Source organism: Halalkalibacter sp. APA_J-10(15), assembly GCF_023017105.1.
Taxonomy (GTDB): domain Bacteria; phylum Bacillota; class Bacilli; order Bacillales; family Bacillaceae_D; genus Halalkalibacter.
In genome coordinates, this window is the sequence record NZ_JALKEV010000024.1 from 14,762 (window position 1) to 40,929 (window position 26,168).

General features: G+C 39.6%; 27 protein-coding genes, 9 tRNA genes and 1 rRNA gene. 6 read left to right on the top strand and 31 right to left on the bottom strand.

The window, feature by feature from the left end:
* Window positions 1-4: 4 nt before the first annotated feature.
* The 6 genes from glmS to sigW form a co-directional block, all read right to left on the bottom strand.
* On the bottom strand, window positions 5-1,804 hold the full coding sequence (glmS, locus tag MW695_RS20740; RefSeq protein WP_247107424.1) for a glutamine--fructose-6-phosphate transaminase (isomerizing): 1,800 nt from the start codon (window positions 1,802-1,804) through the stop codon (window positions 5-7).
* A 449-nt stretch (window positions 1,805-2,253) separates the two neighbouring features.
* Window positions 2,254-3,600 (bottom strand): phosphoglucosamine mutase, encoded by a 1,347-nt coding sequence (glmM, locus tag MW695_RS20745; RefSeq protein ID WP_247107399.1) that lies wholly within the window; start codon window positions 3,598-3,600, stop codon window positions 2,254-2,256.
* Window positions 3,601-3,626: 26 nt separating this feature from the next.
* A complete protein-coding gene (locus tag MW695_RS20750) occupies window positions 3,627-4,862 on the bottom strand; it encodes a CdaR family protein (protein WP_247107400.1) in 1,236 nt (411 codons plus the stop codon).
* Window positions 4,855-5,682 (bottom strand): diadenylate cyclase CdaA, encoded by an 828-nt coding sequence (cdaA, locus tag MW695_RS20755; protein ID WP_247107401.1) that lies wholly within the window; start codon window positions 5,680-5,682, stop codon window positions 4,855-4,857. Before cdaA ends, MW695_RS20750 begins: the two co-directional genes overlap by 8 nt.
* A gap of 294 nt (window positions 5,683-5,976) precedes the next feature.
* Window positions 5,977-6,603, bottom strand: a complete 627-nt coding sequence (locus tag MW695_RS20760) for an anti-sigma factor family protein (protein WP_247107402.1) — start codon at window positions 6,601-6,603, stop codon at window positions 5,977-5,979.
* A gap of 16 nt (window positions 6,604-6,619) precedes the next feature.
* Window positions 6,620-7,183, bottom strand: coding sequence for an RNA polymerase sigma factor SigW (gene sigW, locus MW695_RS20765; protein WP_247107403.1), 564 nt, complete (start codon window positions 7,181-7,183; stop codon window positions 6,620-6,622).
* Between the two features lie 537 nt (window positions 7,184-7,720).
* Between sigW and MW695_RS20770 the strand changes: the two genes are divergently transcribed.
* A complete protein-coding gene (locus tag MW695_RS20770) occupies window positions 7,721-8,503 on the top strand; it encodes an SHOCT domain-containing protein (RefSeq protein ID WP_247107404.1) in 783 nt (260 codons plus the stop codon).
* A gap of 188 nt (window positions 8,504-8,691) precedes the next feature.
* Here the strand turns inward: MW695_RS20770 and MW695_RS20775 are convergent.
* The 7 genes from MW695_RS20775 to MW695_RS20805 form a co-directional block, all read right to left on the bottom strand.
* A tRNA-Ala gene (locus MW695_RS20775) sits at window positions 8,692-8,764 on the bottom strand.
* 10 nt (window positions 8,765-8,774) lie between these two features.
* Window positions 8,775-8,846: transfer RNA gene (locus tag MW695_RS20780), tRNA-Gly, on the bottom strand.
* Between the two features lie 11 nt (window positions 8,847-8,857).
* Window positions 8,858-8,930, bottom strand: a tRNA-Lys gene (locus MW695_RS20785).
* Between the two features lie 32 nt (window positions 8,931-8,962).
* Window positions 8,963-9,037: transfer RNA gene (locus MW695_RS20790), tRNA-Gln, on the bottom strand.
* A gap of 11 nt (window positions 9,038-9,048) precedes the next feature.
* Window positions 9,049-9,133 (bottom strand) — tRNA-Tyr (locus MW695_RS20795).
* A 20-nt stretch (window positions 9,134-9,153) separates the two neighbouring features.
* Window positions 9,154-9,229: transfer RNA gene (locus MW695_RS20800), tRNA-Val, on the bottom strand.
* Window positions 9,230-9,237: 8 nt separating this feature from the next.
* Window positions 9,238-9,312: transfer RNA gene (locus MW695_RS20805), tRNA-Glu, on the bottom strand.
* Between the two features lie 292 nt (window positions 9,313-9,604).
* On the opposite strand from MW695_RS20805, the gene MW695_RS20810 reads away from it, so the two are divergent.
* Window positions 9,605-10,288, top strand: a complete 684-nt coding sequence (locus tag MW695_RS20810) for a hypothetical protein (RefSeq protein ID WP_247107405.1) — start codon at window positions 9,605-9,607, stop codon at window positions 10,286-10,288.
* A 190-nt stretch (window positions 10,289-10,478) separates the two neighbouring features.
* On the opposite strand, the gene MW695_RS20815 is transcribed toward MW695_RS20810, so the two are convergent.
* The 14 genes from MW695_RS20815 to MW695_RS20880 form a co-directional block, all read right to left on the bottom strand.
* Entirely contained in the window at window positions 10,479-11,624 is a 1,146-nt protein-coding gene (locus tag MW695_RS20815; RefSeq protein WP_247107406.1) for a peptidoglycan-binding protein, read from the bottom strand.
* Complete coding sequence (locus tag MW695_RS20820; RefSeq protein ID WP_247107407.1) at window positions 11,624-11,845, bottom strand: phage holin; 222 nt, start codon at window positions 11,843-11,845, stop codon at window positions 11,624-11,626. Before MW695_RS20820 ends, MW695_RS20815 begins: the two co-directional genes overlap by 1 nt.
* Complete coding sequence (locus tag MW695_RS20825) at window positions 11,845-12,126, bottom strand: hypothetical protein (protein WP_247107408.1); 282 nt, start codon at window positions 12,124-12,126, stop codon at window positions 11,845-11,847. The genes MW695_RS20820 and MW695_RS20825 overlap by 1 nt, the downstream gene beginning before the upstream one ends.
* A gap of 517 nt (window positions 12,127-12,643) precedes the next feature.
* Window positions 12,644-13,078, bottom strand: coding sequence for a hypothetical protein (locus MW695_RS20830; protein ID WP_247107409.1), 435 nt, complete (start codon window positions 13,076-13,078; stop codon window positions 12,644-12,646).
* Complete coding sequence (locus MW695_RS20835) at window positions 13,075-17,607, bottom strand: phage tail protein (protein ID WP_247107410.1); 4,533 nt, start codon at window positions 17,605-17,607, stop codon at window positions 13,075-13,077. Before MW695_RS20835 ends, MW695_RS20830 begins: the two co-directional genes overlap by 4 nt.
* Window positions 17,608-17,641: 34 nt before the next feature.
* Complete coding sequence (locus MW695_RS20840) at window positions 17,642-18,337, bottom strand: distal tail protein Dit (protein ID WP_247107411.1); 696 nt, start codon at window positions 18,335-18,337, stop codon at window positions 17,642-17,644.
* Complete coding sequence (locus MW695_RS20845; protein ID WP_247107412.1) at window positions 18,334-19,884, bottom strand: phage tail protein; 1,551 nt, start codon at window positions 19,882-19,884, stop codon at window positions 18,334-18,336. Before MW695_RS20845 ends, MW695_RS20840 begins: the two co-directional genes overlap by 4 nt.
* Before the next feature lie 129 nt (window positions 19,885-20,013).
* The gene (locus tag MW695_RS20850) at window positions 20,014-20,553 is read right to left on the bottom strand and encodes a Gp15 family bacteriophage protein (RefSeq protein WP_247107413.1); all 540 of its coding nucleotides are present in this window, start codon (window positions 20,551-20,553) and stop codon (window positions 20,014-20,016) included.
* Window positions 20,554-20,584: 31 nt separating this feature from the next.
* Complete coding sequence (locus MW695_RS20855; protein ID WP_247107414.1) at window positions 20,585-20,965, bottom strand: hypothetical protein; 381 nt, start codon at window positions 20,963-20,965, stop codon at window positions 20,585-20,587.
* A 94-nt stretch (window positions 20,966-21,059) separates the two neighbouring features.
* Entirely contained in the window at window positions 21,060-21,497 is a 438-nt protein-coding gene (locus MW695_RS20860) for a phage tail tube protein (RefSeq protein WP_247107415.1), read from the bottom strand.
* On the bottom strand, window positions 21,490-21,882 hold the full coding sequence (locus MW695_RS20865; protein ID WP_247107416.1) for a hypothetical protein: 393 nt from the start codon (window positions 21,880-21,882) through the stop codon (window positions 21,490-21,492). The genes MW695_RS20860 and MW695_RS20865 overlap by 8 nt, the downstream gene beginning before the upstream one ends.
* A 1-nt stretch (window position 21,883) precedes the next feature.
* Window positions 21,884-22,420 (bottom strand): DUF4355 domain-containing protein, encoded by a 537-nt coding sequence (locus MW695_RS20870; protein WP_247107417.1) that lies wholly within the window; start codon window positions 22,418-22,420, stop codon window positions 21,884-21,886.
* Window positions 22,421-22,564: 144 nt separating this feature from the next.
* Window positions 22,565-22,978 (bottom strand): ArpU family phage packaging/lysis transcriptional regulator, encoded by a 414-nt coding sequence (locus MW695_RS20875; protein ID WP_247107418.1) that lies wholly within the window; start codon window positions 22,976-22,978, stop codon window positions 22,565-22,567.
* Between the two features lie 311 nt (window positions 22,979-23,289).
* Window positions 23,290-23,490 carry an XtrA/YqaO family protein gene (locus MW695_RS20880; protein WP_247107419.1) on the bottom strand — a complete coding sequence of 67 codons (201 nt, stop codon included), beginning with the start codon at window positions 23,488-23,490 and terminating at the stop codon, window positions 23,290-23,292.
* A 163-nt stretch (window positions 23,491-23,653) separates the two neighbouring features.
* Between MW695_RS20880 and MW695_RS20885 the strand changes: the two genes are divergently transcribed.
* The 4 genes from MW695_RS20885 (at window position 23,654) to MW695_RS20900 (ending at window position 25,589) form a co-directional block, all read left to right on the top strand.
* Entirely contained in the window at window positions 23,654-24,007 is a 354-nt protein-coding gene (locus MW695_RS20885) for a helix-turn-helix domain-containing protein (RefSeq protein ID WP_247107420.1), read from the top strand.
* Window positions 24,008-24,162: 155 nt separating this feature from the next.
* Window positions 24,163-24,777, top strand: coding sequence for an ImmA/IrrE family metallo-endopeptidase (locus MW695_RS20890; RefSeq protein ID WP_247107421.1), 615 nt, complete (start codon window positions 24,163-24,165; stop codon window positions 24,775-24,777).
* Window positions 24,755-25,105 (top strand): hypothetical protein, encoded by a 351-nt coding sequence (locus MW695_RS20895; protein ID WP_247107422.1) that lies wholly within the window; start codon window positions 24,755-24,757, stop codon window positions 25,103-25,105. The genes MW695_RS20890 and MW695_RS20895 overlap by 23 nt, the downstream gene beginning before the upstream one ends.
* Before the next feature lie 109 nt (window positions 25,106-25,214).
* Window positions 25,215-25,589 (top strand): hypothetical protein, encoded by a 375-nt coding sequence (locus MW695_RS20900; protein ID WP_247107423.1) that lies wholly within the window; start codon window positions 25,215-25,217, stop codon window positions 25,587-25,589.
* 59 nt (window positions 25,590-25,648) lie between these two features.
* Here MW695_RS20900 and MW695_RS23110 read toward each other — a convergent pair whose 3' ends face one another.
* The 4 genes from MW695_RS23110 to rrf form a co-directional block, all read right to left on the bottom strand.
* On the bottom strand, window positions 25,649-25,747 hold the full coding sequence (locus MW695_RS23110) for a peptidoglycan-binding domain-containing protein (protein ID WP_368859686.1): 99 nt from the start codon (window positions 25,745-25,747) through the stop codon (window positions 25,649-25,651).
* 124 nt (window positions 25,748-25,871) lie between these two features.
* Window positions 25,872-25,947: transfer RNA gene (locus MW695_RS20905), tRNA-Thr, on the bottom strand.
* 8 nt (window positions 25,948-25,955) lie between these two features.
* Window positions 25,956-26,030: transfer RNA gene (locus MW695_RS20910), tRNA-Asn, on the bottom strand.
* 11 nt (window positions 26,031-26,041) lie between these two features.
* Window positions 26,042-26,157, bottom strand: a 5S ribosomal RNA gene (rrf, locus tag MW695_RS20915).
* Between the last annotated feature and the right edge of the window lie 11 nt (window positions 26,158-26,168).

Here is a 26,168-nt window from a genome sequence, read left to right on the forward strand (position 1 = left end):
AACCCTACTCCACAGTCACACTCTTCGCTAAGTTCCTCGGCTTATCAACATCACAACCGCGATGTAGAGCGGCATAGTAAGAAATGAGCTGTAACGGAATGACGGTTGCCAGTGCCGAGAGCATTGGGTGTACGCTTGGTAGGACAAAAGCGTCTCCTTCTTGCTCTAAGCCTTCCATGCTAATAATGCAAGGTTTCGCTCCGCGTGCAGCGACCTCTTTCACGTTACCACGGATGCTTAAATTGACGTGCGCTTGAGTAGCTACCGCGACAACTGGTGTACCATCTTCAATAAGGGCAATCGTTCCGTGCTTTAACTCTCCACCGGCGAAGCCTTCTGCCTGAATATAAGAGATTTCTTTCAGCTTCAATGCTCCTTCTAAGCACACAAAGTAATCAGCTGCGCGTCCGATGAAGAAGCAGTTTGGCGTTGTGTGCAAGTAATCACTTGCGATTTGCTCAAGCTGATCTTTTTGACCGCATAATGTTTCCATTGCATTGGCGACAATTGCTAGCTCCTGCAATGGATCAAATGGGAGCTCAACGCCTCTTGCTCGTGCCGTATCGACTGCAAGTAGTGTCAGAACAGCCATTTGTGCTGTATATGCCTTCGTTGATGCAACGGCAATTTCTGGGCCGGCATACGTATGAAGGGTGAAGTCAGCTTCACGCGAGAGCGTTGAGCCTGGTACATTCGTAATCGTTAGGGCTTGATAGCCTTTTTCTTTGATTTCAACAAGCACACCGCGTAGGTCTGCTGTTTCTCCACTTTGTGAAATGAAAATAAAGAGTGGGTTCTCGGAAAGGAGTGGCATGTTATAAAGAAATTCACTCGCAATATGCACTTCTACTGGACGTTGGGCAATTCGTTCGATTAACTGCTTTCCTACTAATCCAGCATGGTAACTCGTTCCAGCTGCAATAATATAAATACGATCGGCTTCGCTCATCGCTTGACGAATGTCGTCATCAAGTCGAACGGTTCCATCTTCGTTTTGGTATTTTTGGATAATATTGCGAATAACAAATGGCTGCTCGTCAATTTCCTTTAACATGAAGTGAGGGTACGTCCCTTTTTCAATGTCACTCGCATCTAATTCCGCTGTATACGGAGAACGAGCCACTACTGTGCCATCTAATCGCTTAATTGTCACTTCATCACGTCGAACGAGGACTATTTCCTCATCCATAATCTCAACGAATTGATCGGTTACTTGCAGCATTGCCATCGCATCTGATGCAATCACGTTCGCATGATCACTGACACCAATAAGGAGCGGACTCTTATTCTTTCCGACATAAACAACGTCTGCATCCTCTTTGTCTAGCAAAGCAATCGCATAGGATCCTTTTAATAGTGATAATGTCGTACGGAACGCTTCCTCGACTTGTTGATTTTGTGCAACAAAGTGTTCCACGAGATGAACGATCACCTCTGTATCCGTATCACTTTGCAGTTCAACCTCTAAATAGTCTCGCTTAAGCTGTTCATAATTCTCGATCACTCCATTGTGTACAAGGGTAAAACGTGACGTCTCACTCTGATGTGGGTGAGCATTCAACTTGCTCGGTACACCGTGAGTTGCCCAACGTGTATGACCAATTCCTACCGTTCCTTGCGCTGATTGGTCAACCGCATCGCGTAGCATTGCAATGCGACCCTTTTCCTTATAGACTTGCACACCTTCGTCGTTACGCAAAGCAATCCCCGCTGAATCATAACCGCGATACTCCAGTTTCTCTAAGCCACGTAATAAGATTTCCTTAGCTTCTTCATTTCCGATATAACCAACAATTCCACACATGTTGTAGCTACCTCCTATTGTGAAGGCAAGCTGCTCTTGAGGGCACACTTGCCCCCACTCTCTTTTTGTTTTTTTAGAAGGCATGTTGCTTCTGATTTTGTCCATAGAGTTACCTCTATGTTTTTTACAGAAGCTTGGCGGCTGTCATGCTACAACCGGAGGGCATCCGCCGAACAATCGATAAACCCTCTCCTCGTCAACTACACATTCCCTCGTGTAGTCCTGGCGCTTTTCGTTCCGAACCTTACGATCCACCTTTCTATTCTTGACTCACGGAACATCATACCTTATTGCCTTTTACACGTCAATAACCAATCAACCAACTTGTCAGATGATCTACAACGACCTTCTTATGTCTTCCTCCATCGATTATTTATCTTCTAAACCGCTATTCTCTATAAAAATATGCATAAGCTCACCAATTGGTGCAGCTTATGCATCATAACAAACTATTCGTCTAGTCCAAGCTCTTCTTTTACAACCTCAGCAATTTGATTCACATAGCTTGCGCAAAGCTCTTCTGTCTTTGCTTCTACCATGACCCGAACAAGCGGCTCTGTTCCAGATGGACGAACGAGCACACGACCTTCGCCACCCATTTCTTCTTCTACTTGTTCAATTACTTTACGTACTTCTTCATTGTCCATTAAACCATTCTTATCAGATACTCGAATATTAACGAGCTCTTGTGGGAAGGTTTCCATTTCCCCCGCTAATTCTGACAGCTTTCTTCCAGTTGCTTTCATAATATTCACTAACTGCACAGCCGTCAACAGCCCGTCACCTGTCGTAATATGATCTAAGAAGATAATATGTCCTGATTGCTCACCACCGAGGTTATAGCCACCTTTACGCATTTCCTCCATTACGTAACGATCCCCAACAGCCGTTTGCTTCGCTTCAATTCCGATTTCCTCTAATCCTTTATAGAAGCCAAGATTACTCATCACTGTTGAGACAACCGTACCGTGGTTTAACCAGCCTTGAGCCTTCATATATTTTGCGCATATGTACATAATTTTATCGCCATCAACGATCTGACCTTTTTCATCTACAGCAATAAGGCGATCAGCATCTCCATCAAAGGCAAGACCAATGTGAGCTTCCTTCTCTAAGACAAATTGTGCTAATGCTTCTGGATGAGTTGAACCACAGCCTTCATTAATGTTAATGCCATTTGGGCTTGCTCCCATTGTCGAAAGATCCGCTTCTAAGTCAGCGAATAAATGCGAGGCTAGTGATGAAGCCGCGCCATTCGCACAATCAAGCGCAACATGAATTCCGGTGAAATCCTCTTGAACCGTTTGCTTTAAGAACTGTAAATATTTCTGGCTTCCTTCAAAATAATCCGTCGTTTGACCGAGACTTCCACCAACAGGGCGAGGCAAGCCATCCTCTTGATCAAGTAAATGTTCAATTTCTTCCTCTTGTTGATCCAAAAGCTTGAAGCCATCTGGTCCAAAGAACTTAATCCCATTATCAGGAACAGGGTTATGTGAAGCAGAGATCATCACTCCTGCACTCGCACTTAGTGCCTTCGTTAAATATGCAACACCAGGAGTCGAAATGACTCCTAAACGCATCACTTCAGCACCAATGGAAAGGAGGCCCGCGACTAGTGCACTTTCCAACATTTCCCCAGAAATACGTGTGTCGCGCCCAATGATCACACGAGGCTTATCCTCTGCTTTTGTTAACACATATCCACCCATACGCCCTAATTTAAAAGCAAGCTCCGGTGTCAACTCACTATTCGCTACACCTCTTACACCATCTGTACCAAAATATTTACCCATTAATTATTCTCTCCTTCAAAAAATCATCACTCAGATTTGAGTTGTATTTGAACTGGAATTGTTTCGTCCATTATCTGAAAACGAATATGCGGTGGTCCATTAATTTGAATGTCAACATCATGCTCACCTCGAGATAATTGACTGACATCAACAAACGCTTGTATATCGTCAGCCGTCATTCTTTCCAATAGATCAGCTGCTCCTTGCGCGATGACCGTCGTCGAAGGTTCGATATCATCCATAAAAGTCACTTCATCCTCATCACTGCCACCGATTAAATCAATCGAAATATTCTCAAACTCCTCGGTTTCCTCTTCAGCAATACTCACTTCGACCGTGGCAATCTCTGGCGAAACACTCTCTACCCCATTTGGTAATGGGATCGTCATCTCAATCGTTTGACTCTCGTCTAAGTCACTTAAATCTAGCTCACCAACACTAATGACGTTAATGTTATCAATGACTTCTAGCGGTCCGTAGATCGTCACCTCTTCAGGTTCAATTTCTAGCTCATCAATACTCATACCTTCAGGCAAATCACCGACTCGAGTGACCCGTGTCGGCACGGTTCGGTTTGGGCTCGTAACTGGCACTGTAATATCGACAACAGCTGGCTCTACTTCTAGATCGAGCTCGTTGCCATTCTCATCATACAATTGGACAGGAGCTGCATCTTCAATCGTTTGATCAGCCTCACTCACATCAATATACGCTCGTGCATGCTTCACTTGGGAAACTTGATCCCTTGCTGCTGTCACTTCGATATTCACAGGAGAAACAATGGGCGTCCCTAAAGAATATCCTTCTACTACGTCATCCTCATTCATAAATTCCACTTGAACAGGCAAGGATACGGTTTGCTTCTCCTGTAATTCCACCCGAACATATTGAGGATCAACCGTAACCGATAAATCACTTGGGAACCCTCTGTGCTCTATACTTACAGTATGAGCCCCTTCACCACGATCTGATACATCAGCAATGACTTCATACGAGCCTCTTGCTAACTGAAATAACGTTATCGATGTTTGCGGACCCTTTAGCGTCACTTGTACATGCTCATGGTAATCGATCAATTCATATACCTCATCATTGTATAAGACAGATAACTCAACCTCTTCCAATGTATACGTTGCTTGATTCGTTGGAAGTAACCCTGCCTGATTTGTCATATCATCTATGTTCACCATTGTAAACAGCATTAACGCAATAAAAAAAGCAATCATTTTGACAAACCAATGATTATTAAATAGCTTATCCATCTTTCTTCCCTCCCCACTGCCAGCGTGAAGCGGTTGTAGGTTTCCCTTCTTCTAATAGTTCCTGTTCTAATAACTCACGCAGTTGCGGTTCATCAATATCGCGATGCAGCTCACCATTTTTCGTCAATGATATTGAACCTGTCTCCTCGGACACAATAATCGTAATACAATCAGTTACTTCACTGACACCTAGTGCCGCACGATGACGTGTACCAAGCTCCTTTGAAATAAATGGATTCTCCGACAATGGTAAGTAACAAGCTGCCGCTAAGATGGAATCTCCTTTTAACACAACAGCTCCGTCATGTAATGGTGTATTCGGAATGAATGTATTAATTAACAATTCGGAAGATAAATGCGCGTTCATTTTTATACCGGTTTCAACGTAGTCATTCATTCCTGTTTCGCGCTCGATGGATATAAGTGCTCCGATACGACGTTTCGCCATATACACTGTAGCCTTCACAATCGCATCAATCGATTGCTTCGTCGCGTCATGCTCCGGAATAATACGACTTGAGAAGAAACGGCCACGCCCCAGTTGCTCAAGCGCACGCCTTAATTCAGGCTGGAAAATAATAATAATCGCTAACAGTCCATAAATAACCGTTTGATTCATAATAAACTCTAGCGTACGCAGACCAAAGAAACGACTCAGGAACCAAACGAGCAAAATGACCGTGATCCCCTTCAATAATTGAACAGCCTTTGTCCCACGTATAAGCATAATTAATTTATAAATTACAAATGTCACAAGTAATATATCTACAATTTGACCAACATAGTTGAGCAAACGAATATCCCCTAATGCAGAAAACACGGCTCGGCCTCCAAACATACGTGAAATCAACTGCTGTCCATTATATCACAAAACGTTCCGACTTCGCCTACTAATTACATTTGCTGTTCTAAATAACATAGATAAGTCTCCACAAGCTACAAAGGGCACTGAAACAGTTTGCTTTTTAACGATACCCTTTAAGCAATGAGCGAAACCACTGCCTATTTTAAGAAGCCTGATACGAGTTGTTTTCTCGTATCAGGCGAGCAACGAGTGAGTCCATTGTTAGTCTAATTTTAACTTTTTCGGTGGCCTCGTTAATGTAGGATTGCCTTACTTCTCACCATTTGTAATAGCTATAACATCTTTAAAGAACTTCTTCGTATGATACCAAATCCATTCAAGTGCTTGGTCGACCTCATGGATATCACCGGACACATGACCGGCAGAAGCGTAGTACGTTTCACTATTAATGAGTAGAACATTGCCTTGAATTTCGCCATCTATTTGCAGCTTTCCATTTTGAATCGTCAAATCTCCTTCTATGACTTCCCCCTCAGGTACAATAACCACACCATTTTCCTGATTAATGGAGAGCTGTGAAGAGCCTCGAACGACTAATTCATTCTCATCGTTCCACATCGTTGATAAGCTCATCGCCATAAGTAAAAAAAACACAGCAGCCGCAACGATGACAGGATGCCTCCGTGTCCACTGCTTCCACTTTGACGTTTGCTTTCGTTCTGGTAACTGGTTCATAACCGCGCTTGTAAAGTTAGACGGCGCTGCAATATGCGAAGAACTTTGGACAAAGGCGATCGTCTTCTTCAACTCTTGAACCCGTCTTCTACACTCTTCACACTCAGCCAAATGCTCATTAAGCTGCTTTCGTTCTTCACTCGTTATTTCTTCATCAAGGTACGCTTGTATCAACTTGTCATATTGCTTTTCGCATGTCATCCAAAGGCCCCCCTTTCTACATGTGGCGCATTCTCTTACGTAACGCCTCTCTCCCTCTATGAACTCTTGTTTTCACAGTGGCAGGCGGCATATCTAATATTTCGCTTATCTCATTTATAGAGAGGTCTTCAATGTACTTCAATATGATAGCGGTTCGGTATTTGATCGGTAATTGATTAATTTCATTTTGAACCCAATCCTGCAGTTCCCTTGTTACGACTTGATCCTCAGGCAGCTCCTCATCCGCAGCTAGCTGTGATTCAAACGTCACACCATCTGTCCCCTTCACTTCATCCTGCAAGTGAAAGTCTGGCTTCTTTTTCCGCAAGCGATCGATCGATACATTCGTCGCAATTCGAAAAAGCCATGTCGAGAACTTTCTATTTATATCATAGCGATCGATATTTGTATAGGCACGCAAAAATGCTTCTTGAGCGACATCTTGTGCTTCATGAACATTGCCGAGCATGCGATAACAGATTTGATAGACTTTATCTTTATATAGCTCAACAATTTCAGCAAATGCCTCTTGATCGCCTTTTCTCACTTCCCCAATTAATCGTTTAATTGTACTCTCCATCTCTCATATCCCTACCTAAACGGTTCTGACATCATATACGCATCAACCTTCATCAAGGTTTCAATCTTTTTAATAATATCATAAAATAACAGTATTTAGGTTAGGATTTCCTTCTTTTTTCCTGTCATGTTCACTCTATAGCTCTAAAAGGGGTTCTTCTTTCTAATAGAGTAAATTTTTGGAGGGAGGAGAGTATATTTCACCTAAATTCATATTATAAGCAACCTCAATTAACACACCAAATAATTAATTTTTCAGGGAGTATCTCCGAAAATTCGCAGACAAAGTAATAATAATTACCTTCGTTTGATTATAGCTCCATCTAATTAACCCTTTTCAAATGAACTAGGACTACCTTATCGTCTAAATCTCTAAGCATCTGCAGTTAAAATATGGTTCTCTTTTCCCATGATGTTTTCATTAAGTAAAAGACGTTTGATTTAGTAATTGATAGCACAATAGGAAAATGTTAGTATTTATTGTGATAAGTAAGAATTTGTTACTTAATTTTCAATACTTATAATAAGGAGTGATGTTATGGGTTTTTTTAGTTTAAAAGCAGTTTGTGCTATTTGTGATCAAGAGGCTGGTTTAAACAGATACAGAATAGCAGATAAAAATTGGATATGCCCGAGTTGCTTTAAAAAAGCAGGCTTGAAAAAAATCGGACAAATGAACAAACCAATTAATAAAATGACCAAAGATGACGTAAACGCTGCTATTGAAGCAAAAATAAAAAATGAAATTGAACTCAGTAATTTTTCCCCTACCAAAAGCATCGGGAGTTTTATGGAATTTGATGACAATAACAAAAAATGGTTAGCGCTTTCTTCTTTTCTGGGAAAAAGAAATAAGTCTACCGTTTATAATTACAGTGATATCATAGACTTTGAATTATTAGAAGATGGAGAATCAGTGGCTCAAGGTGGACTAGGTAAGGCGCTTATAGGTGGAGCTTTATTCGGCGGGACTGGTGCAATAGTCGGTGGAATAACTGGCAAAAGAAAGAATACAAATGTGTGTAACAGCTTAAAACTAAAAATTACTGTTAATGACTTTCATAGTCCAACTGTTTATGTCAATTTTATTGAGTCCTCGACCAAAAGAAACGGATTTATTTTCAAAAATATATATGACAGTGCCCAGGAATGCTTATCAACCTTACAACTTATCTGCGATGCGCAAAAAAACGACAACCATCAAAATGAACACAAAACCTCTGATGCAGATGAACTTATAAAATTTAAACAGTTATTAGATGCAGGGGCAATTAGCCAAGAAGAGTACGACATTAAAAAAAGTGAAATATTAGGAACATAGCCTATTAATGCATGATGTAAATGTTGTTGTAATATAAATCCACCTGCTTCGCTTTTTAACTTATTAATGAAAGCAGGAATCTCACCTCTCTTTCATTAACAAAAGACTATCTGGTTTATTACTAGTGCTCAACAAAAAGGTGTTTAAAAGGATCCGCACTCCTTTTAAACACCTTTTGTTTATTTAAGTGGAGCCTAGCGGGATCGAACCGCTGACCTCCTGCGTGCAAAGCAGGCGCTCTCCCAGCTGAGCTAAGGCCCCGTTATGTAGAAGCGGAAGACGAGATTCGAACTCGCGACCCCCACCTTGGCAAGGTGGTGTTCTACCACTGAACTACTTCCGCATGTCTGAAAATGAGCCATGAAGGACTCGAACCTTCGACCCTCTGATTAAAAGTCAGATGCTCTACCAACTGAGCTAATGGCTCGAAAGGCAATCGTCTTGCCTAAAAAATAATCATGGCTGGGCTAGCAGGATTCGAACCTACGCATGACGGAATCAAAATCCGTTGCCTTACCGCTTGGCGATAGCCCATTAAATAAACATGGTGGAGGGGGACGGATTCGAACCGCCGAACCCGGAGGGAGCGGATTTACAGTCCGCCGCGTTTAGCCACTTCGCTACCCCTCCACTATAATTGTACAATCTGATGGTGGAGGATGACGGGATCGAACCGCCGACCCCCTGCTTGTAAGGCAGGTGCTCTCCCAGCTGAGCTAATCCTCCAATATGTATGGTGACCCGTACGGGATTCGAACCCGTGTTACCGCCGTGAAAGGGCGGTGTCTTAACCGCTTGACCAACGGGCCAGCTTGTACTTTCATACTGACAAAAAATATTATAGCTAAATCGGTCATTGAAGGCAAGAGATTTTTATAAAAAATATGTAAAACCAATATGAATCTTTAAAATTCTTAACCAGCTAAACAAACATAATTTATATCCCCTTCCATTTGTATATTTATACCTATTATCAAACTCATCCTAATAATACCAATTTACCAATTATTATAAATAAAGAACTTTTTTTCCTTAAAAACTTCCTTTCAGTAGAAAATTAGTATAATCTATCATTTACAAAAGAGAAAGGAGAGATTTTTGATGAAAAAATGTTTGTTTGGCTTACTTTTCATTTTTCTAAGTTGCACAATCATTGCTTGTAGTAATGAAGATGCAAGCACCACTGAAAATGCAATTGAGGAAGATGATCATGATCATTCCTCAGAAGAGCGTACACTGGAGGATACTGAACACGAAGAAAATGCTACAGATGTAGAAGCTGCAGCCGAGAGTAATGACATTCCCGAAGAAAATACAGTTGAAAGTGATGAAGGTATATTTACATTACTTAAAATTAATGAAGACATTGAAACACTAGAAGTGGGACCATTGACATTGTACATTTCACACGTTGGGATCACAACTGGTCAACTTAAGGGAGATTTCTCTCAACATATGGGGACTGACTACATTGAAATTATTGACTTTGACTTTAGCATTGTAAACAATTCTGAAGAAACGGTTATCTTCAACACAGATAACGCTACTTTAACAACAAGTACAGATGAACAACTTGAAGTTGATTTAAGAATAAACGAATATTTAGATTCAGGTTCTACGGATGAAGAGTATGCTGGAGGTGAAAGAAAGCATGGATACATCATGTTTTCCCTTGAGAGCTCTTTAGCAGCGGATGTCGAATGGGTACAAATCCATATTGATGCTCCGATGGATGAAGAGAAGAATGAAATAGGCGAAGATATAGAGCTTAGAGTCGAATTTTAATACATAAAGGATTTCTATTATTCATTACGTTTCGAATTTAATTCATGCTTCCGTTATATAGGTGTTTTCCTTAAGTAGATTCTTACCAGAAACAAAAATCTTCTTTAATAAATAAGAATAGCTCCCAATAAAAAAACTGATTCATAAAAAGTTGTTTTTTTAATGGGAGCATTCCTCTATCTAAAACACCTCAATCAAACAACCGCCCCCACGTTTGTTGGCCTACAATCCCATCCACTTGAATACGTTGTGATTGTTGGTACATCGTTACAGCAGAACGTGTCCTATTACCATAGATTCCATCAATAGAACCAGGATCAAATCCAAGAACTTTAATACGACCTTGCACATATCGAACATCGTCTCCTCTCAATAGAGGAGATCCTACACGTAATAATCTTCGGTAATGAATCGCTTGGTGATACTTAACATATGGTGCATTGGCCGAGCACCAATCAAGGCTGCCTATATGAAATAATTGTCCTTGCTTGGCGTAAACCTTTACAATCATTCCCCGGGTTAATTGTCCAGTTACCGTCGATGTAAACGATGGCTCTTTACGTCTATTTAATGTTGATGATAGAACTTCAACGAATCCATTAATTTTCTTACTTCCTTTAACGTCAGCTTCAGATAAGTTAAAATTGATCACTTGACCGACACGTAATTGAGTAGGGTCCACATTAGGATTCGCACGTCTGAGATCGTCTACTGTCACACCAGCAGCACTTTCTTTATGTGCAATACTCCAATAAGTATCACCCTCTTGAATCATATAGGTTGATGGTACCTCATTTTTGGGGAAAGTGGATATGTTTGTTGTAATATTAATAACGTTTTGATAATCAAATCGACAGCACTGTTTCCATGAATACCCTGGGAATTCGTGGTGAGATTTATCTACCTGTCCAATCCTATCATCCACAAGTGCTTGCTGTAATTCTGCAATAGACATGATCGTATAATCATCTAACTCTTCTGTTCGGTAGTCACCAGCCACACAAATGCCCAATGCAAATTGATTACTATTACCGACGTGATACGTACGGCGATCAATGTCGTGACAATACACAATACGAGCACGCCTCCCGTTAGACGTGTTAACGACATTTTGTGGTTCAATCACAAATGTATAGCCAACGCCTGGCCATCCTAATGACTCTACGTGATATCTCGCAAAACCAGCAGCTGTAGAGCCTGCTAAATCCTTTTTCGTTAACGAATGATGCCATGCGCGATCGGTAATGACACGTGTCCGTTTAGAATATAGGCCCTTTCTCGGTAGTGTCTTTCGTTGATCTGAGAGTTGAGGAAGGTTTTCAAATTGATAGGCCATTATGCAACCTCACCTTTTTTTACTTTTTCAATGGCCATCTTTTGCTCATGTCCTTTTTTTGTAATGTAGTTATTCTTCCATGCAGCATAAACAGCTAATACAGCAATCGCTAAACTCGCTACTGCCTCAGTAACATCCTCTGGAACATGAATCCCAAAGTAGGCTAACAATGCCGCGATTAGGCCGAAAAAACGCGTAACACTTCCTGAATCAAACATCATCACTGATCCCCCCCTTTTAATTGATCAATTCTCCTATGTGCTTGCTTTGTCGACTCCTCTACCCTCGTTATCCGTTCACCCATTTGCGCCATTTGCTTCTCATTTGCCCTAAGATCTATCTTGATATCATCCACTCCTCTACGAATATAGCCTAGCTCTGCTTTAACCTCCGCATTTTCCTGACTGTCCATTTTCACCTCTTTTATATGAGTAAGTTGATAAGCTAGATAACTGATGACTAATCCAGCAATCGCAACCAATACTCCGAGTTCGATTGACACTTTCCCACCTCATTTTTAAAAGAGGCTGGGACAAAAGTGGTTTAACTAAAAGAAAAGCCGAACAATGATAGATGGTGGACGTAAACCGCTCCTGAAATATACTTCGCTTTCCGCGGGAAGCCGGTGAGCCTCCTCGTGCTTCGCACTGCGGGGTCTCACCCTTGGCTTTTCATCCCGCAGGAGTCTACGTATATTTCATCCGCTACGTTCATCTTTTGTTCGGGTTTCCAGATAGACACTTTAGTTATGTCCCAGCCTCCTCTTTTAACCAAAATAAAAAAACGCGCAGCGTCTTTTATTAAAAGCGTCGTGTGCAGTCGTCACAATGGGTTGAAGTTATTCTGAAAGTGAGGTTCGTTCAGAATAACGTGTAACGAACGGAGCCGACGCACATCACTGAGTCTGCTTTCGTCTTCTTAATCCTCCACAGTACGTCTAAGATTTTATACTTACTTCTCTTTTAAAAAAGTCTACATCTTTTGGTTCAACCTCGGTCTCCTCTTCTTCCGATCAACCTTTATTCAGCACTCTCCTTTTTTTCAACATTTTCAAATGATTCGACTAATAAAAAATGAGCCTCCGCATCTTTATCGGAAAGCTCTTCGTTATAATCATTTACAATCTCTTCAACTGTCTTCAAAGCCGTTTCTAAGTTCTTATCACCTACTGTGAAATACTCTTGATACAATTCCTCTTGTTGCTGTTTGAACTCTCTCTTGTCTTTGTCCTCTTTAATCTTGAAACCACCTCCTTGGGCTTGTACTAATTCACCTTGATCGTCAAGTTCAGCGAAGGTCTTTAATAATTCAAGCTCTTCTTCAGCAAGCTTCTTATTCTGTTCTTCTAAAACCTTTACTACTCGCATACGATGTACGGATTCCTTCCCCTTTAGTGACATATTCTTCAAAAAATCTGCTGTCATTTTCAAATCTTTGTATTGTAATTTCATCATGCTATCTTCTCCTCTAATTGTTTAATTTTTGTTTTTAGATATTGATTTTCTAGTTTCAGTTTACCAATTTCACCTTTAAGTTCGTTAATGTTAGGAATTAATAAAGTCCAGGCCCGATCACTATAGTTTTCGATTTCACCCTTATCGTAAACTGCAAACTCACTTAAACCTATTTCACTAAATTCATCTGCAATTAATCCATAATAACGTTTAAGACCTTCGGTAGACCCACCGTTATTTCTTATTTCACCCTTGTCATACCAACTCTTAATATTTAAGTCTAAAATTTTCCTGTATTCCAAATCAGCGGCTACTTCAATTTCTTGTTTATATTTTCTAGCTGAAGTAGATCGAGCCAACCTTCCTGTACCAGAAAATATATGCAAATTGACTGAATTTGAAGTGGTGTTTTCATAAGCGCTTGGTATGCGTAAGGCACCACTAACATCAACTCGACCATTAGATGCAACTTCAAAATTAACGTTACCACCTGCATAAATCCTAAAATTACCAATATCTGTCTGTCTAATATAGTTATTTTGATCAAACTTCCACTGCACACTATTAGCATAAGGTTCAATACGTATGCTGTGATCTTGTGATCCAATTCGTAGTTCGTCATATATTCTCGTAAAGTTGTGAGCAATTCTCATCTTTGTTGAATAGGTACTACTGGAGGTGCGATGTCTAAAATACGTACTAGCATTTGTTCTTCTTCCAAAGCCGCCATACCATATATCAATGTCATTGCTCGTATCTGACTGATCTAAAATAATAGCTGGTTGGTCATGACTTGTAAACCTACCTTCCGAAACCTGTCGCCTGTTAGCAAAGAGTCTTAAAGTCGCTCCAGCATTTAAATTATTGTATGGCCCTGAAATAGTCGTCACGCTATCAACAAAATCTGTACGAAGAATGGCACGATATAAACCACCTTTTTCAAAACCAATATTTAAGATGTCATTATCTACTATAATACCTAACCCTTTTTTATTAGGATTGCTAGTATCTGATATAGGAATAATACGACCTAAAGAATCATTAATACGATTATAAAACTCTAGACTAAATTGGCCAAATCTCATGGCCAACTGATTATTATAATAACTTTCAATTAACCCTTGAGCCAGTTCTAACCTACGACCAGATGACTGTTGTGTAATCTTACCGCCTGTAACCTCACCTAAATTAGCAGAGACGGCCGCTAAATTTGCCACATTCAAATGATCAGCTGTAATCGTTCCAGCTGTAATACGATTACCGTTTAACGTGTTTGCTTGGATACGGTTCCCGTGCATCGTGCCTGTTGTCACTTTCGCAGCTGATAAATTCTCAATATGTGAATTCTTAATTACCCCATTATTAATAAGCGTAAGGCCATCTAAATGAATAAGACTTCCTTTTATTCGTACACCTTCACTAGATAAATTAAGTGCACTAACCACACCGTTCACATCAACCTTTGCTGATATTTCATTAGAATGGATCGTTAATGTCGATTCTGCTTGCGTCAAACGATTCGAAAGGGAGTTAACCTCTGTTTTAGTAGCGCGTAGTTCGATTTGATCAGATAGCTGTGTGATAGAAGATTCTGCTTGCTCCACTCTAGTTTCGACTCTTTTTGTCGTACTATCTACATTTTCAAAGCTTTGAAACTCTTGTATATCGCTAACATGAGATGGCTCGACCCATAACAACTTTTCACCACTTGAGCCAATTTGACCGTAAAAGTTAATTCCATGAGTCCATGCATGAAATTGATTAGTAGGCTCGTGTCTTAAGGCGATATATTCATCACCGTTATAAATACACGTAACCAGTGACCATTTATTTATCGTTTGGACTTCCATTAACTCAATAAAACCTGTACCTCTTGTTCCATCACTACTATTATTAAAAACAATGTCAATTTTCCCAGCACTCATATATCCACTTACACGCTTACCACTTAAAGTACCTAAGACGTAATTATGTTCTCCACTTAAATTAGAGCGACACAGGAGAATGAGATAATCAGTTGATGCTTCTTGAGTCCCGTGTACTTTGTATTCCTCAGCCATACGATCATTTATCTCATCAACTGCATGATCGAAAGCAGTAGTCGTTACTCGATGTTGGATCATATCGGCGTTCTGCACAATTCCACTTTCTGCTGAATCTAAACGACTAATGATATTATTTTGGTCTGTCGTATACTCAATTAAAGTCACTCGCTGCTCAATCAACCCCGCTTGGACTGTAATCGCACTTTCTGCATCAGACATCCTTCCCTCTATCGTCTCTACCTCTGATTTTGTCGCACGAAGTTGGATTTCCTCGGCATTTAGGTTAATCCAAGTTTCATGGGCTGTTAAGGTCGTACCTATACTTTGTAAATCACCATCAATTTCCTCCATCTTGTTGTCATACTCAAGCTGTTTTACTCGAAGCCGTATGTCTGCTTGACTTTGTGATATGTGTGAGTCGTTACTATCGAGCCTTGTAATAATTCCTTGTTGATCTGTTTCGTACTCCGTTACACTTACGGCATTTTCAAACTGATCATCTATCTCTTTTTTAGTATAAACTGTGCCAACATTTACTTTGTCAGCCAATTGCCCGTTTACATATGTTAGATCAGCTTTTCCATCCAACAAATCCTCTACTTCAGCCATATTTGCCTTGTTTGACAACCAATTAAGCATATCGGCCTCGTCCGCCTTGGACTGTAGATCATCGATCATTTGTTGTCTCTGATCATCATATGTTTCTTGATCTACTTTTAGCTGCAGCTTTCCATCGACATATTCAAGGCCTGCCTTTTTAGCGATTTCTTGCATAAGCTCTTGGCGCTTTTCTTCGAGCTCAACATCGGTGTATTGCTTCGCCTCCTGATGAATCGTCTCTTTTGCCACTTCACTAATCTGGTCAAAGTCAACTCCATTTTCTCCGATAATCCGACTAATCTCATTAAGCTCCCTTAAACGAGCTGCCATATCTTCACCAAATAATAGGTCATCCGTTATGACTCTCACCGTAGACGCTGTTACTTCATTCGTAAAATCAGAAGCTGTGCCGTGTGTATTCACTGCTCGTATACGGTAGTACCACTGTTGATCCGTCTCTACATTATGGGCAAATGCACCGACTTTTCCACGCCACAATAAATGCTGACGATCAGGTACAAAATCTTTAACCTGACTACCATACACCTCGTAGTAGTGCACGTACACCTCATCGGAATAATCCCAATAGAGTTGAATGACCTGAAAGCCACCTTCTGCTCTCGCATTAGCCGGTGTTTGTGGTTTAATATTAGGGTAACGCTCATTCGTAATAGGCTGTGCTTCTGAATCCCACCTTCCACGATTTCGATCTATATCCGCTTCGATTCTGTCAATTCGATCATCTTCCTCATGAACAGACAGAAATTGCCCCATCTCCACCATCGCCGTTCCCTCAATATCGGTAAGGTCATATTCAACAGCAATAATGCGTGTTTGAATTTCAATAGGCTTGCTGAACTGTCGATCAATGGCTCTAGCTGAATCACCGAGACTTACTCTTTCATGCTCATATCCAGCCATATGCTCAAGTAAATGAACAGACAATCGATAATGGACTTCCGGTACACTGACTTTCGGAAGGTGCTCCCACGTTTTTTGCAAAAGTAACTCTGGGTCTTCGATGTCTTGATCCTGCCAAATTCCTTCTCGATGCAATAGCTCTCCGTCGTATTGTCGACCGTACTTTTGTAATGCTTGAGGATCACCCACCCAAGCTTGTCCTAATGGCTTATTAGTTGGATCTCCGCTTGCCATATTCCATTCAACATTTGTAAAATCAAGATACTGAGTATCACCTCCTTCATCACCTTCTGCAGACAAAGAGGCACCTTGCCCATACAATGCAGTAACCGGATACGATAAAATGGTCCGTTGTATTTCAGTCATATCATGGTCAATCTCAAAACGCTTGCCGTTATCCGCTCCAAGCCTCTGCAAAAGCATGACGTTACGAGCAACAATATGATTTTGCTCGTCAAATACAACAACGTCCTTTACATCACCTCCCCATATTTCAAGGATATTCCAAACGGCAACCGCTGATGAAATGTAATGAAACTGAGTCGATCCTTGACCAAACTCCCCTTCAACAACACCAGTCCATCGCGTTCCGACAAGAGCTGCATCTAGCGCGACCTGCGCCGACTGATTAATAATGCTTCGCTCAACGACAATGTGCTCTTGTAACTCTTCCGCAAAAGCTGGCATACAAATAGCTGTCGTTTGTGGGCCATCTGCATCATCCAATTCATCTAACTCTTTAATAATAAATAAACGAAGGTCGCCCTCCTTATCGCGAAAGGCAACCTGATTTTCTTCTACAATATACGACGCTTCTTCTGTATCTGCTTCAACAGTAAATGAGAAGGGCTGATTTGAAATACGATTCAGCTCTTCTCGAAATGGCGCTTCTATTAGTCCCGTTTCTTCAGTGATCATCGTCAACAAACGATCATCCTGATCTAGAATGTATATTTCAGCCAATTAGAGCTCCTCCTTTCTATACTTAGATTCACTTTTAATAAAATCGCTCCGTATACGTGACGGTTGTTGGTTGGCTCGTTCTTAACGTATTTTCTCCTGGCTTAAGCAAAAACCAGTTTGACTGTAACGATAGGGCAACTGCTAAATTCTCACCATTTAACCGAATTCCTCGTTTTGTGTAGTCTATTTCTAATACGTCATTTTCTATAAATCCGTAATTTAAACGAAGCATGCCACCCTGATCATTTTCAAAAGTAAAACTAGACTCAGCATTCGTAAAGACTGTCCGACTTTTCCACGGCACTTCGATCTGACCTGTAATAGGGAAGCTTGTAAATGTTGAATGAATGTCGATTTGCTTATCCTCACCAAATCGACAAGCGATTGGCAAATAGAAACGAATATGTCCCTTGGCAAACGTATAATTCTCCTCCAGCTCCATATCGTGATACAAAGCAAGATAATAGCGCTGTGGTGAATCTTTAAATAGTAGCTTTTTTGGTTGGTCATGAACTAACCAAGTAGACAAATCCTCTTTTCTTTCCTCAATTCTCTTACTCCCTGTTATTGTAATCGGAACCGTTAATTCGGCACTAGTAAAGCTCTTTTTCCTCACCCGATCACCACCGGTTAACTTAGGGGTTGTTAAGAATTCAACAGGAGGTGTTGGAGGTCGAAATAACTCGCTTGTCACGCGAATGTATTCTTTTTCAATTCCATTAAAAATCACACAAAAGCCCCCCTTTGACTTGGTACTCGCTGCTGTCTCGATTTATTTCTTTCTTGTAATTCCGTTACTATTTTCCACTGCATCATACCTACTTTTCTATTGTCTAAATAAACATCACTTTGCTTTTCCGCAATTCTTTCTAGTAACCTTTCTACATGATCCATATTTAAAGTACTTCCATTGCTTTGATTGATAATGCTTGTATTATTAGATAGGCCTTGTCTCATGTTAGGAATTGCATGTTCTACTTGAAAAATTTCTGGCTTCATCCATTCGGCAGCCTCATCTGATTTTTTGAGCACATTTCTTTTTTCTTTATCAATTCCAATTTCAAAGCCTTTCATTAGATTGACACCAATTTGATCTCTCATCCACCTCGATGGAGAACGAATATTAAAGAAGCTCTTAAAACCATCCTTGATGCTGTTACCTATATTTTTCACGGAATCCCAAACAGCACTCCCCATGGATGAAATACCATTTATTAACCCACTTATAATTTCCTTGCCTGTGTCAGATAGGTTAATAGCTTCAAAAAATTTAATGAAATTCTGAATTATATTTTCTGCCGTCTCTTTTATTGCTTCCCAAGCGCCTTCCCAATCGCCCTTAATTAACGCCATTACTGTCTTTATAATACCCATGACAAGGTCAATCCCATTTTGCACGTTTCTTCGAATCGTAGCCCAAGCTACAGTAAGCACCATGCTAATGACATTCCAAATATCTTCCCAATATTTATTTATAAAATCTAATACAACTTTAATGGTTGTCCATAGCGAATGGATATACACACCTATCAGACTACTTATAACACCCCAGATAAACTCAATAATTGTCATAATCGTCTCACCATGCTTATCCCAAGTGTCTTCGATGATACCTATAATGCCAGTCACAATCATAACAATCGTCTCACCTATCGTTTTGATGACCGTTTCAATAAACCCCCATACTAAACCGACATAATACATGATCTCCTCACCATGTGTTTCCCAAAACTCTCTAATCGTTTCTAAGATGGTTCCAACAAAATCGGACAACCACTCCATTACAACCGTTACGATATTTTGAATAAATTCTAATGCAACAGCAATATATTCCTGTATTTCTAACCAAATACGATCAACTTGCTCTTTAAACCATTCATTGTTGTTATAGAGGTAAATAAATGCCAGTACTAATGCGGTTATAGCTGCTATCACCCAAAACCAAGGGCTAGCAATCATTGTTTTCCCCAAACCATCCATTTTATATTTGACAATTTCTACTATATCTTTTAATGAATCAAATGCTTCAATGGAATTATCGAATGTTGTAATTAAGGTATTAAATTTTTCTATAGTTTGAACAGTAGCGTCAAATCCAAATACAATTCCTTTGATCGCTTCTTCCAGCCAGTTTAAAGCCGTAGCGGCATTTTCACTATTTACTGTAATTGATTCAATTGATTCTATAACATCAATTGAAATAGAGTCATATTCTAAATTCTCCACGACACTTTCAGCATCTAGAGTAATATGAATACCTATTTTTCCATTTGCCAATTACCTCACCTACCTTTCAAAAAATCATACAAAAATAACCACTCGGTCATGAGTGGTTTTAATTTGCTTTTTATTTTTATATACGGTTAATGGGTATGCCATTTTCAGATATATAAAGAGATACGGATATCATTCTTTTAATTGGTACACTTTTTTAGCTTTATTAATTTGTTCTCGTTGTTTTGCGCTTCCTTTTCCCGTTGGCAATTCCATCGTTCGTATATTTACTACTTCTTTAAAACGTGTGTCTCCTTTTAAGCCATCAAGTAACGCTAAAAACTTACGCCAATCCAATTTCCCTTGTTCCTCGATTAAATCAATCCCATAGTCCTGCATAAACGAAGCATAAATAAATTCAGCATCTTGTTTAATGGAATAAGGCTGCTTTCCTTCGTTTCCTGCTATTGGCATAGGGTTCCCTTGAATATCTACAGCTGGCTGTGTCGATTTTTCGCTTGCAATTAATCCATAATGAATTTTTTGTAAAATACTCCACTTCGTTTGAATGTCGTATTTAAGCTCACACCCTATTAGCATTCTTAAAGCCGCTTCAACCTGTAGTACATCATGAATGTCATCATCATTTAGCAAATCATAATAACGTAATATATTATCAAAAGACATGTCCACTTGATAAATAGTACCGTCTATCTCAATCTTAGTTTCCAATGGATAAAAAAGGGTAAACACAATCTATCACCTATGATTTTTTCATATATTTTTTGAGCTTTGCCTTTTGGGATTGATCGACTCCAAAATGAGATAATTCTTCTGTTAACGAATTGGCCAAATCCATAAAATACTTAGATAATAAATGGATAGATGCTGTTTGTTCATATAGCTTGTCAAAAGCTCCATCACCTAGGATAATGTCATAGCTTTTCTTGAGAACTTCTTTCGTTTGTTCAAAATCTGCTTCATAATTACTGTCCTTTGCCTTCATAGCTTCTATTTCATCTAATAAATTTTTGTGAGCATCTCGTAATCTTAACGAAGATTCATCAGATGCATCCACCGTAAATTCTAACTTTCCAATGACAACAGGGATCTCTGTTTTCTGTGTCTCAATTTTAATAGCCATCCTATCACTCCTCACTTGATATAGGAAGGGGGATTCCCCTCCCTTTACTTATTCCTCTTCTTCCTCTAATCCCCCATCATGCTCTGGAGGTTCATCAGGGCGTAGCTGTAATGGTTGGCTTACGGTCAAATCCAATCGTGCAGCTAAAGGTAGCAAACTCGGTCGCTTCTCCACCACTTGTAATCGGTACGGTCACCGTAGCTGGACCTTCAATTTCCGTCCCATCTGAATCGACTTTCTTAAACATAATTTTCCGGCCTTCTCCTACTTCACGCTTAATACTATTAATAAACGCCATTGCCGGATCACCCTTGTCATACATCCCTTCAAATGAGTACTGTTCAAGGCGAGCTGTTACATCCGTTGTTGGATTTCCATCCCCATCATAATAGCCTGTAGCCTCACTCGTTTCATCTGTATCGTCCGTAACAGATGAAATCCACTTTGCCAGCTGCATGTATTCTGGCTCTTCACCATTTGATGGCATAGAAGCCACAAAATATCCTGTTAATGCGTTCTTTTGTCTAGTCATTATTTACCACTCCTCTAATGTATAAATCGGCACTGAATTGTGCCCCAAAAATATAATATTCATCTGCTTGTACAATCTTCTTAGGATCTTCTGTTATTGTTATCTTCTTAAAATCATACGAATCGCTATTTGAAGCACCTTCTGTTTTCAGCAAATCATTTACTATTTGTAGTAACGTTCGATATGCTTCAAACTGTACATCATGTCTTACTAACACTTGAAATAGGAAGGCTTGCTCTTTTGCCCCATCATAATAATGACGATACTCATTCGTAGTCATTCCCATGACTGCAATGCTATTTTCTTCGAGAAGAATAGGTGATACGACAGGTACATCATAGCTCTGTTCATTTAATACATCTAAGACCAGTTGCTCTACATTCATCTTAAGCACCTTCTTCCCTACGTTGGGTAACATGGCTTTCTTTAACCGCCTCTTCTACTGCTCGATTAAACGCTATTTGAAATTGATCGATATGTCTCTCTATCTTTTTGACATTCTGATCTAACAAAAAGTCTACAAATGTAATCGGCAGCTTTCTTTCGTTTAGTAGATAGATTGTTTTAAGCTTTAGTTCAGTTTGATTTAAAACCTTTTCTAAAGCAGCCATGTCCTTTTCAGCTTTTTCACGTATCGCTTTCTCTCTAGCTTCCACAGAAACTTGGGCAGCTTGTATAGCCTCTGATCTTTCTTTATAAAGCTTTTGCTTATATTCCTCTTCCCATTTTGCTTTAGCCGTTTGTAGAGCCATCGTTACGCGTTTATCTCCTTCAGACTGGAGTGCCTTGCGATATTCTTCAATCGTCTTTGGAAGTGTACATTGCCACTTCTCTCTCTTTCTACTTACATTAGCATCGCTATCAGTTGCGAAGCGCTGAAGATGCATGATCATAGGATGCTGATTCTTAAACGAAACATTCATGCTCAGTTCCTCCTTTTTGCCCCTAGAAGTAACACCGCCTACTAGTTGCAAGTTCATTTTGTTTTTTTATGAAAACTTAACTTACTATCATCTTAATCGTTTTTTCACGTTATGCTCTGCCTTCATTCTGCCAAATGTCTGCCATCATAGCTGTAAGATAAATGCTAGCTTATGAATAGCTTTGCTTTTTATGCGATAATACTGCCTCTCACTTAAGCTCAGCTCATTATATACTTGATAATCAAAGGTATCTCCTTCTGTTAAATACCTTTGAATAATAATGGCTCTTTCTTGCTCTGATAGTTTATTAATTGCTTTTCTCAACTGCTCAATATATTCACCATATTGCTTTTTCTTTTCAATATTTTCTATTGCTGCATGCTCTGTGCTCGAATAGAATTCATTTGTCTTAGTTGGTGGAATTAAAGAGAAGGATTGTGTTACTTTTGGCATCACGTCTTCATCCAACAATAAGACGTATAATTGATACCTTTCTAGCGCCGATTCCACGGCCTCCTTTACATTGTTTCGATTTTCTTGTGTTAATGGCTTTGTCATATTGCTACAACTCCTTTATTTTTTATTTCAAATATTTTAAATAAGAGAGGTTGTCCCTTTTTGAATAACCAAAGCAATGAATGGAGTCGCTACATCTTTTAATAGTTTTTGTGATAAGTGCTTTTCTCTCCACAAGGTGTAGCGATCGGAGCCATTGCCATTTTTTTTTGCTTTTTTGAACAGACTATATAAGAAAAATTTCCCAGCAGCGTTTTCTTTTTATCATCTAAAAAAAGACACTAACGGATATGGTTACACCATCATCCATTAGTGTCCTCCAGCTGACTGGTAGAACGGTTATTCCGTAATCCTTAAAAATCCTCTCCTTCATCAAATTTAACTCGTTTCACTTTATTCTGATGCGTAACAATACTCGTTACACCAAAGGCAGGTAGCTCCGTAGTTTTCACACGTCCATCTGAAACCATTACAACAAAAGGCATATCACAATTTCCCATTTCAATTTCTATCTTTCCAGATGTGGGATTTGTATTTATATTTTTAAGTCGCATCCTCTTCTCCTTTCTTGAAACTATTATACTACTCATATTGCGTTGTTAATGACATAATACAACTCATATCGCACAGATGTCAATGCGTTATGTGAATTAAATCAATAATTCTTTTCATTATGCGAAGTTAACGATATAATATAAAGAGAGAGGCGGTGATCAAATGGATAAAAAAGAATTCGGAAAAAGATTACGTCATTTAAGAAAAACCCAAACTTCATACACCGTTAAGGAATTCGGCTCAACATTCAACCTAGCCGAATCTACTATTTCAGGATATGAAAACGGCGCAAGAATGCCGGATGCCAGTATGATTAATAAATTTGCTGATTTCTTTGAAGTTGATACCGACTACCTTCTCTGCCGCTCAAATCAGCCTCGAAGTAAAATCAATATTGCCTATGATGGTGGTGTGGTCGATGTTGAAGATGAGGAAGAGAGAGACTATTTAATGCGACAACGTGAGGAATTTCGCAAGCTTAAAAAAAGAATGCAACAAAGAATGCATGAGTCATAAAAATAAATATGATTTTTGACTGTTTTTGTCGAATGTATAGAACAAATGGTTGCTTTACGTTTAAAATAGTAAATGTGACTAACTTGAAGTCCTTCATTAGGGCTTTTCTTCACAAGAAAAAACGAACATACATTCCTATACAAGGGTGAATACATATGAAATATGCTACTTTGAAGGAAATCCAAGTGACGAATATGATGAAAGAGAAAAACATTAATACGATAGAGGAATTATCGTTAGAAAACGTAAGTGAAGTATTTAAAGTTGACATACTCTACCATGAAAGAAAGAGCAATTGTTTGTATGATGAAGATTACGCAGTCATTTACCTTGATAGCAGACTGCCTTATTATGAACAGCGATTGATGTTTTTTCATGAACTGGCTCATGTTATTTCCCATGAGGGTTCACAAAACAAGCTAGAGAAAGAATTTATTGACTTACAGGAAGCGCAAGCAAACCGGCTCGCTCTTTATTTATCAATGCCTAGATATTTATTTGAACCTTTGGCAATGAAATATCAATCCGTCGAAAAATTACACGATCTATTTGAATTACCTCAAAATGCGATTATCGAGCGAATGGCTTCTATAAAGAGAGAACAGGAAAGAACCGAGTTCCATTTGAAACTGCAAACGATTGAAAATCAAAGAACACGAAGGTCCCTCCAACCTGGGCAAATATACAGTTCAACGAAGAGCATTCTCCATCAATTGAAAGACCAAGTCGGAGAGGAGAAGTTAAGCTATGACGTTAAGCGTTTATTATAATGAAATAGACGGACATTTATATCCACAGTGGCTTTTACTTAATGCGACTATGAAAAAAGAATTTGTGAGTTATTCCATTAACCCACCTTTTGAACGACTTCACTCAGAGGACTTCCATGATTTCATGTCTATTTTATCTGTTTCACAAGGCGCACTATTGCGTGATCCCGTTGATCGCACCCGTTTTTCCATACACATTCCTACCGTCGTTAACGATGCGATCAACAGTGGAAGTAACATCAACTCTATATACAATGCCAGTCATTTCTTAATACAAATTGAAGAGCTTGAAGAGTTTCTTCAGATGAATGTACGTGAGCAGCTGTAATGAAGTGGTGAGGATGCAAAAGGAAAGGATGTAGATAATGATAAATTTCAAATGGTATACTAGACTAATGTTCAAACTTTTCCCCGCATTTTTATCACCTCTTATATTCATGATTGTTGCGTCTATTGTTGACTATGTTGTAACATTTTTTAGAGGGGAGCCATTAAGTTTCGATTTTTTCTTCTCTGAATTCGTTATTATTATTTATATGTTTACTCTCCCTATTTATTTGCTACTTGGCATTCCATTTTCAATGCTTATGGACAAACTTAACCCAAATTGGAAAATTATTTACTATGCTATAGCAGGGGTAATTGCAGGAGTTATAATAAATATACTTTCAAATCAGAGCATACCTAATTTACAGTTTGATATTCAAACGGTATACCCTTTTATGATTGCGGGTATAGCTTTTTACATAGCCGATATCATTATAAAAAATATCGTCCAGCGCCTCATTGACGGCAAGTTTTCGTTGAATTAGAACATTAAATTGAAGCCCCCACAAGCATGAGGGCTCTTTTTTTATCCAAACATCTGCGACTACGTTTGCGGTCCTACAAGCCCATTCAACTTGATACCTTGAGCACGTTGAAAGTCTCGTATAGCTTTTTCGGGACCCGGTAACCCATCAACCGCAATTTGGAAGCCATAATTGACTGCTTAAAGACGATTTACCAAATTGAAATGTCGGCACGAGCGGAATTCCAAACAAATTAAAAACGCCTTTCAGTCACTGAAAGGCGTGTCATATATAGGATTCATCTGGAGCTTCCAAGCGGACTTGAACCGCTGACCCCTACCTTACCATGGTAGTGCTCTACCGGCTGAGCTATGGAAGCACAAAAAATGGCTCCACAGGTAGGATTCGAACCTACGACCGATCGGTTAACAGCCGATAGCTCTACCACTGAGCTACTGTGGAACGATAAAAAAGCCCGGCAACGTCCTACTCTCACAGGGGGAAGCCCCCAACTACCATCGGCGCAGAAGAGCTTAACGACCGTGTTCGGCATGGGAACGGGTGTGACCTCTTCGCTATCGCCACCGGACTTTGAACATC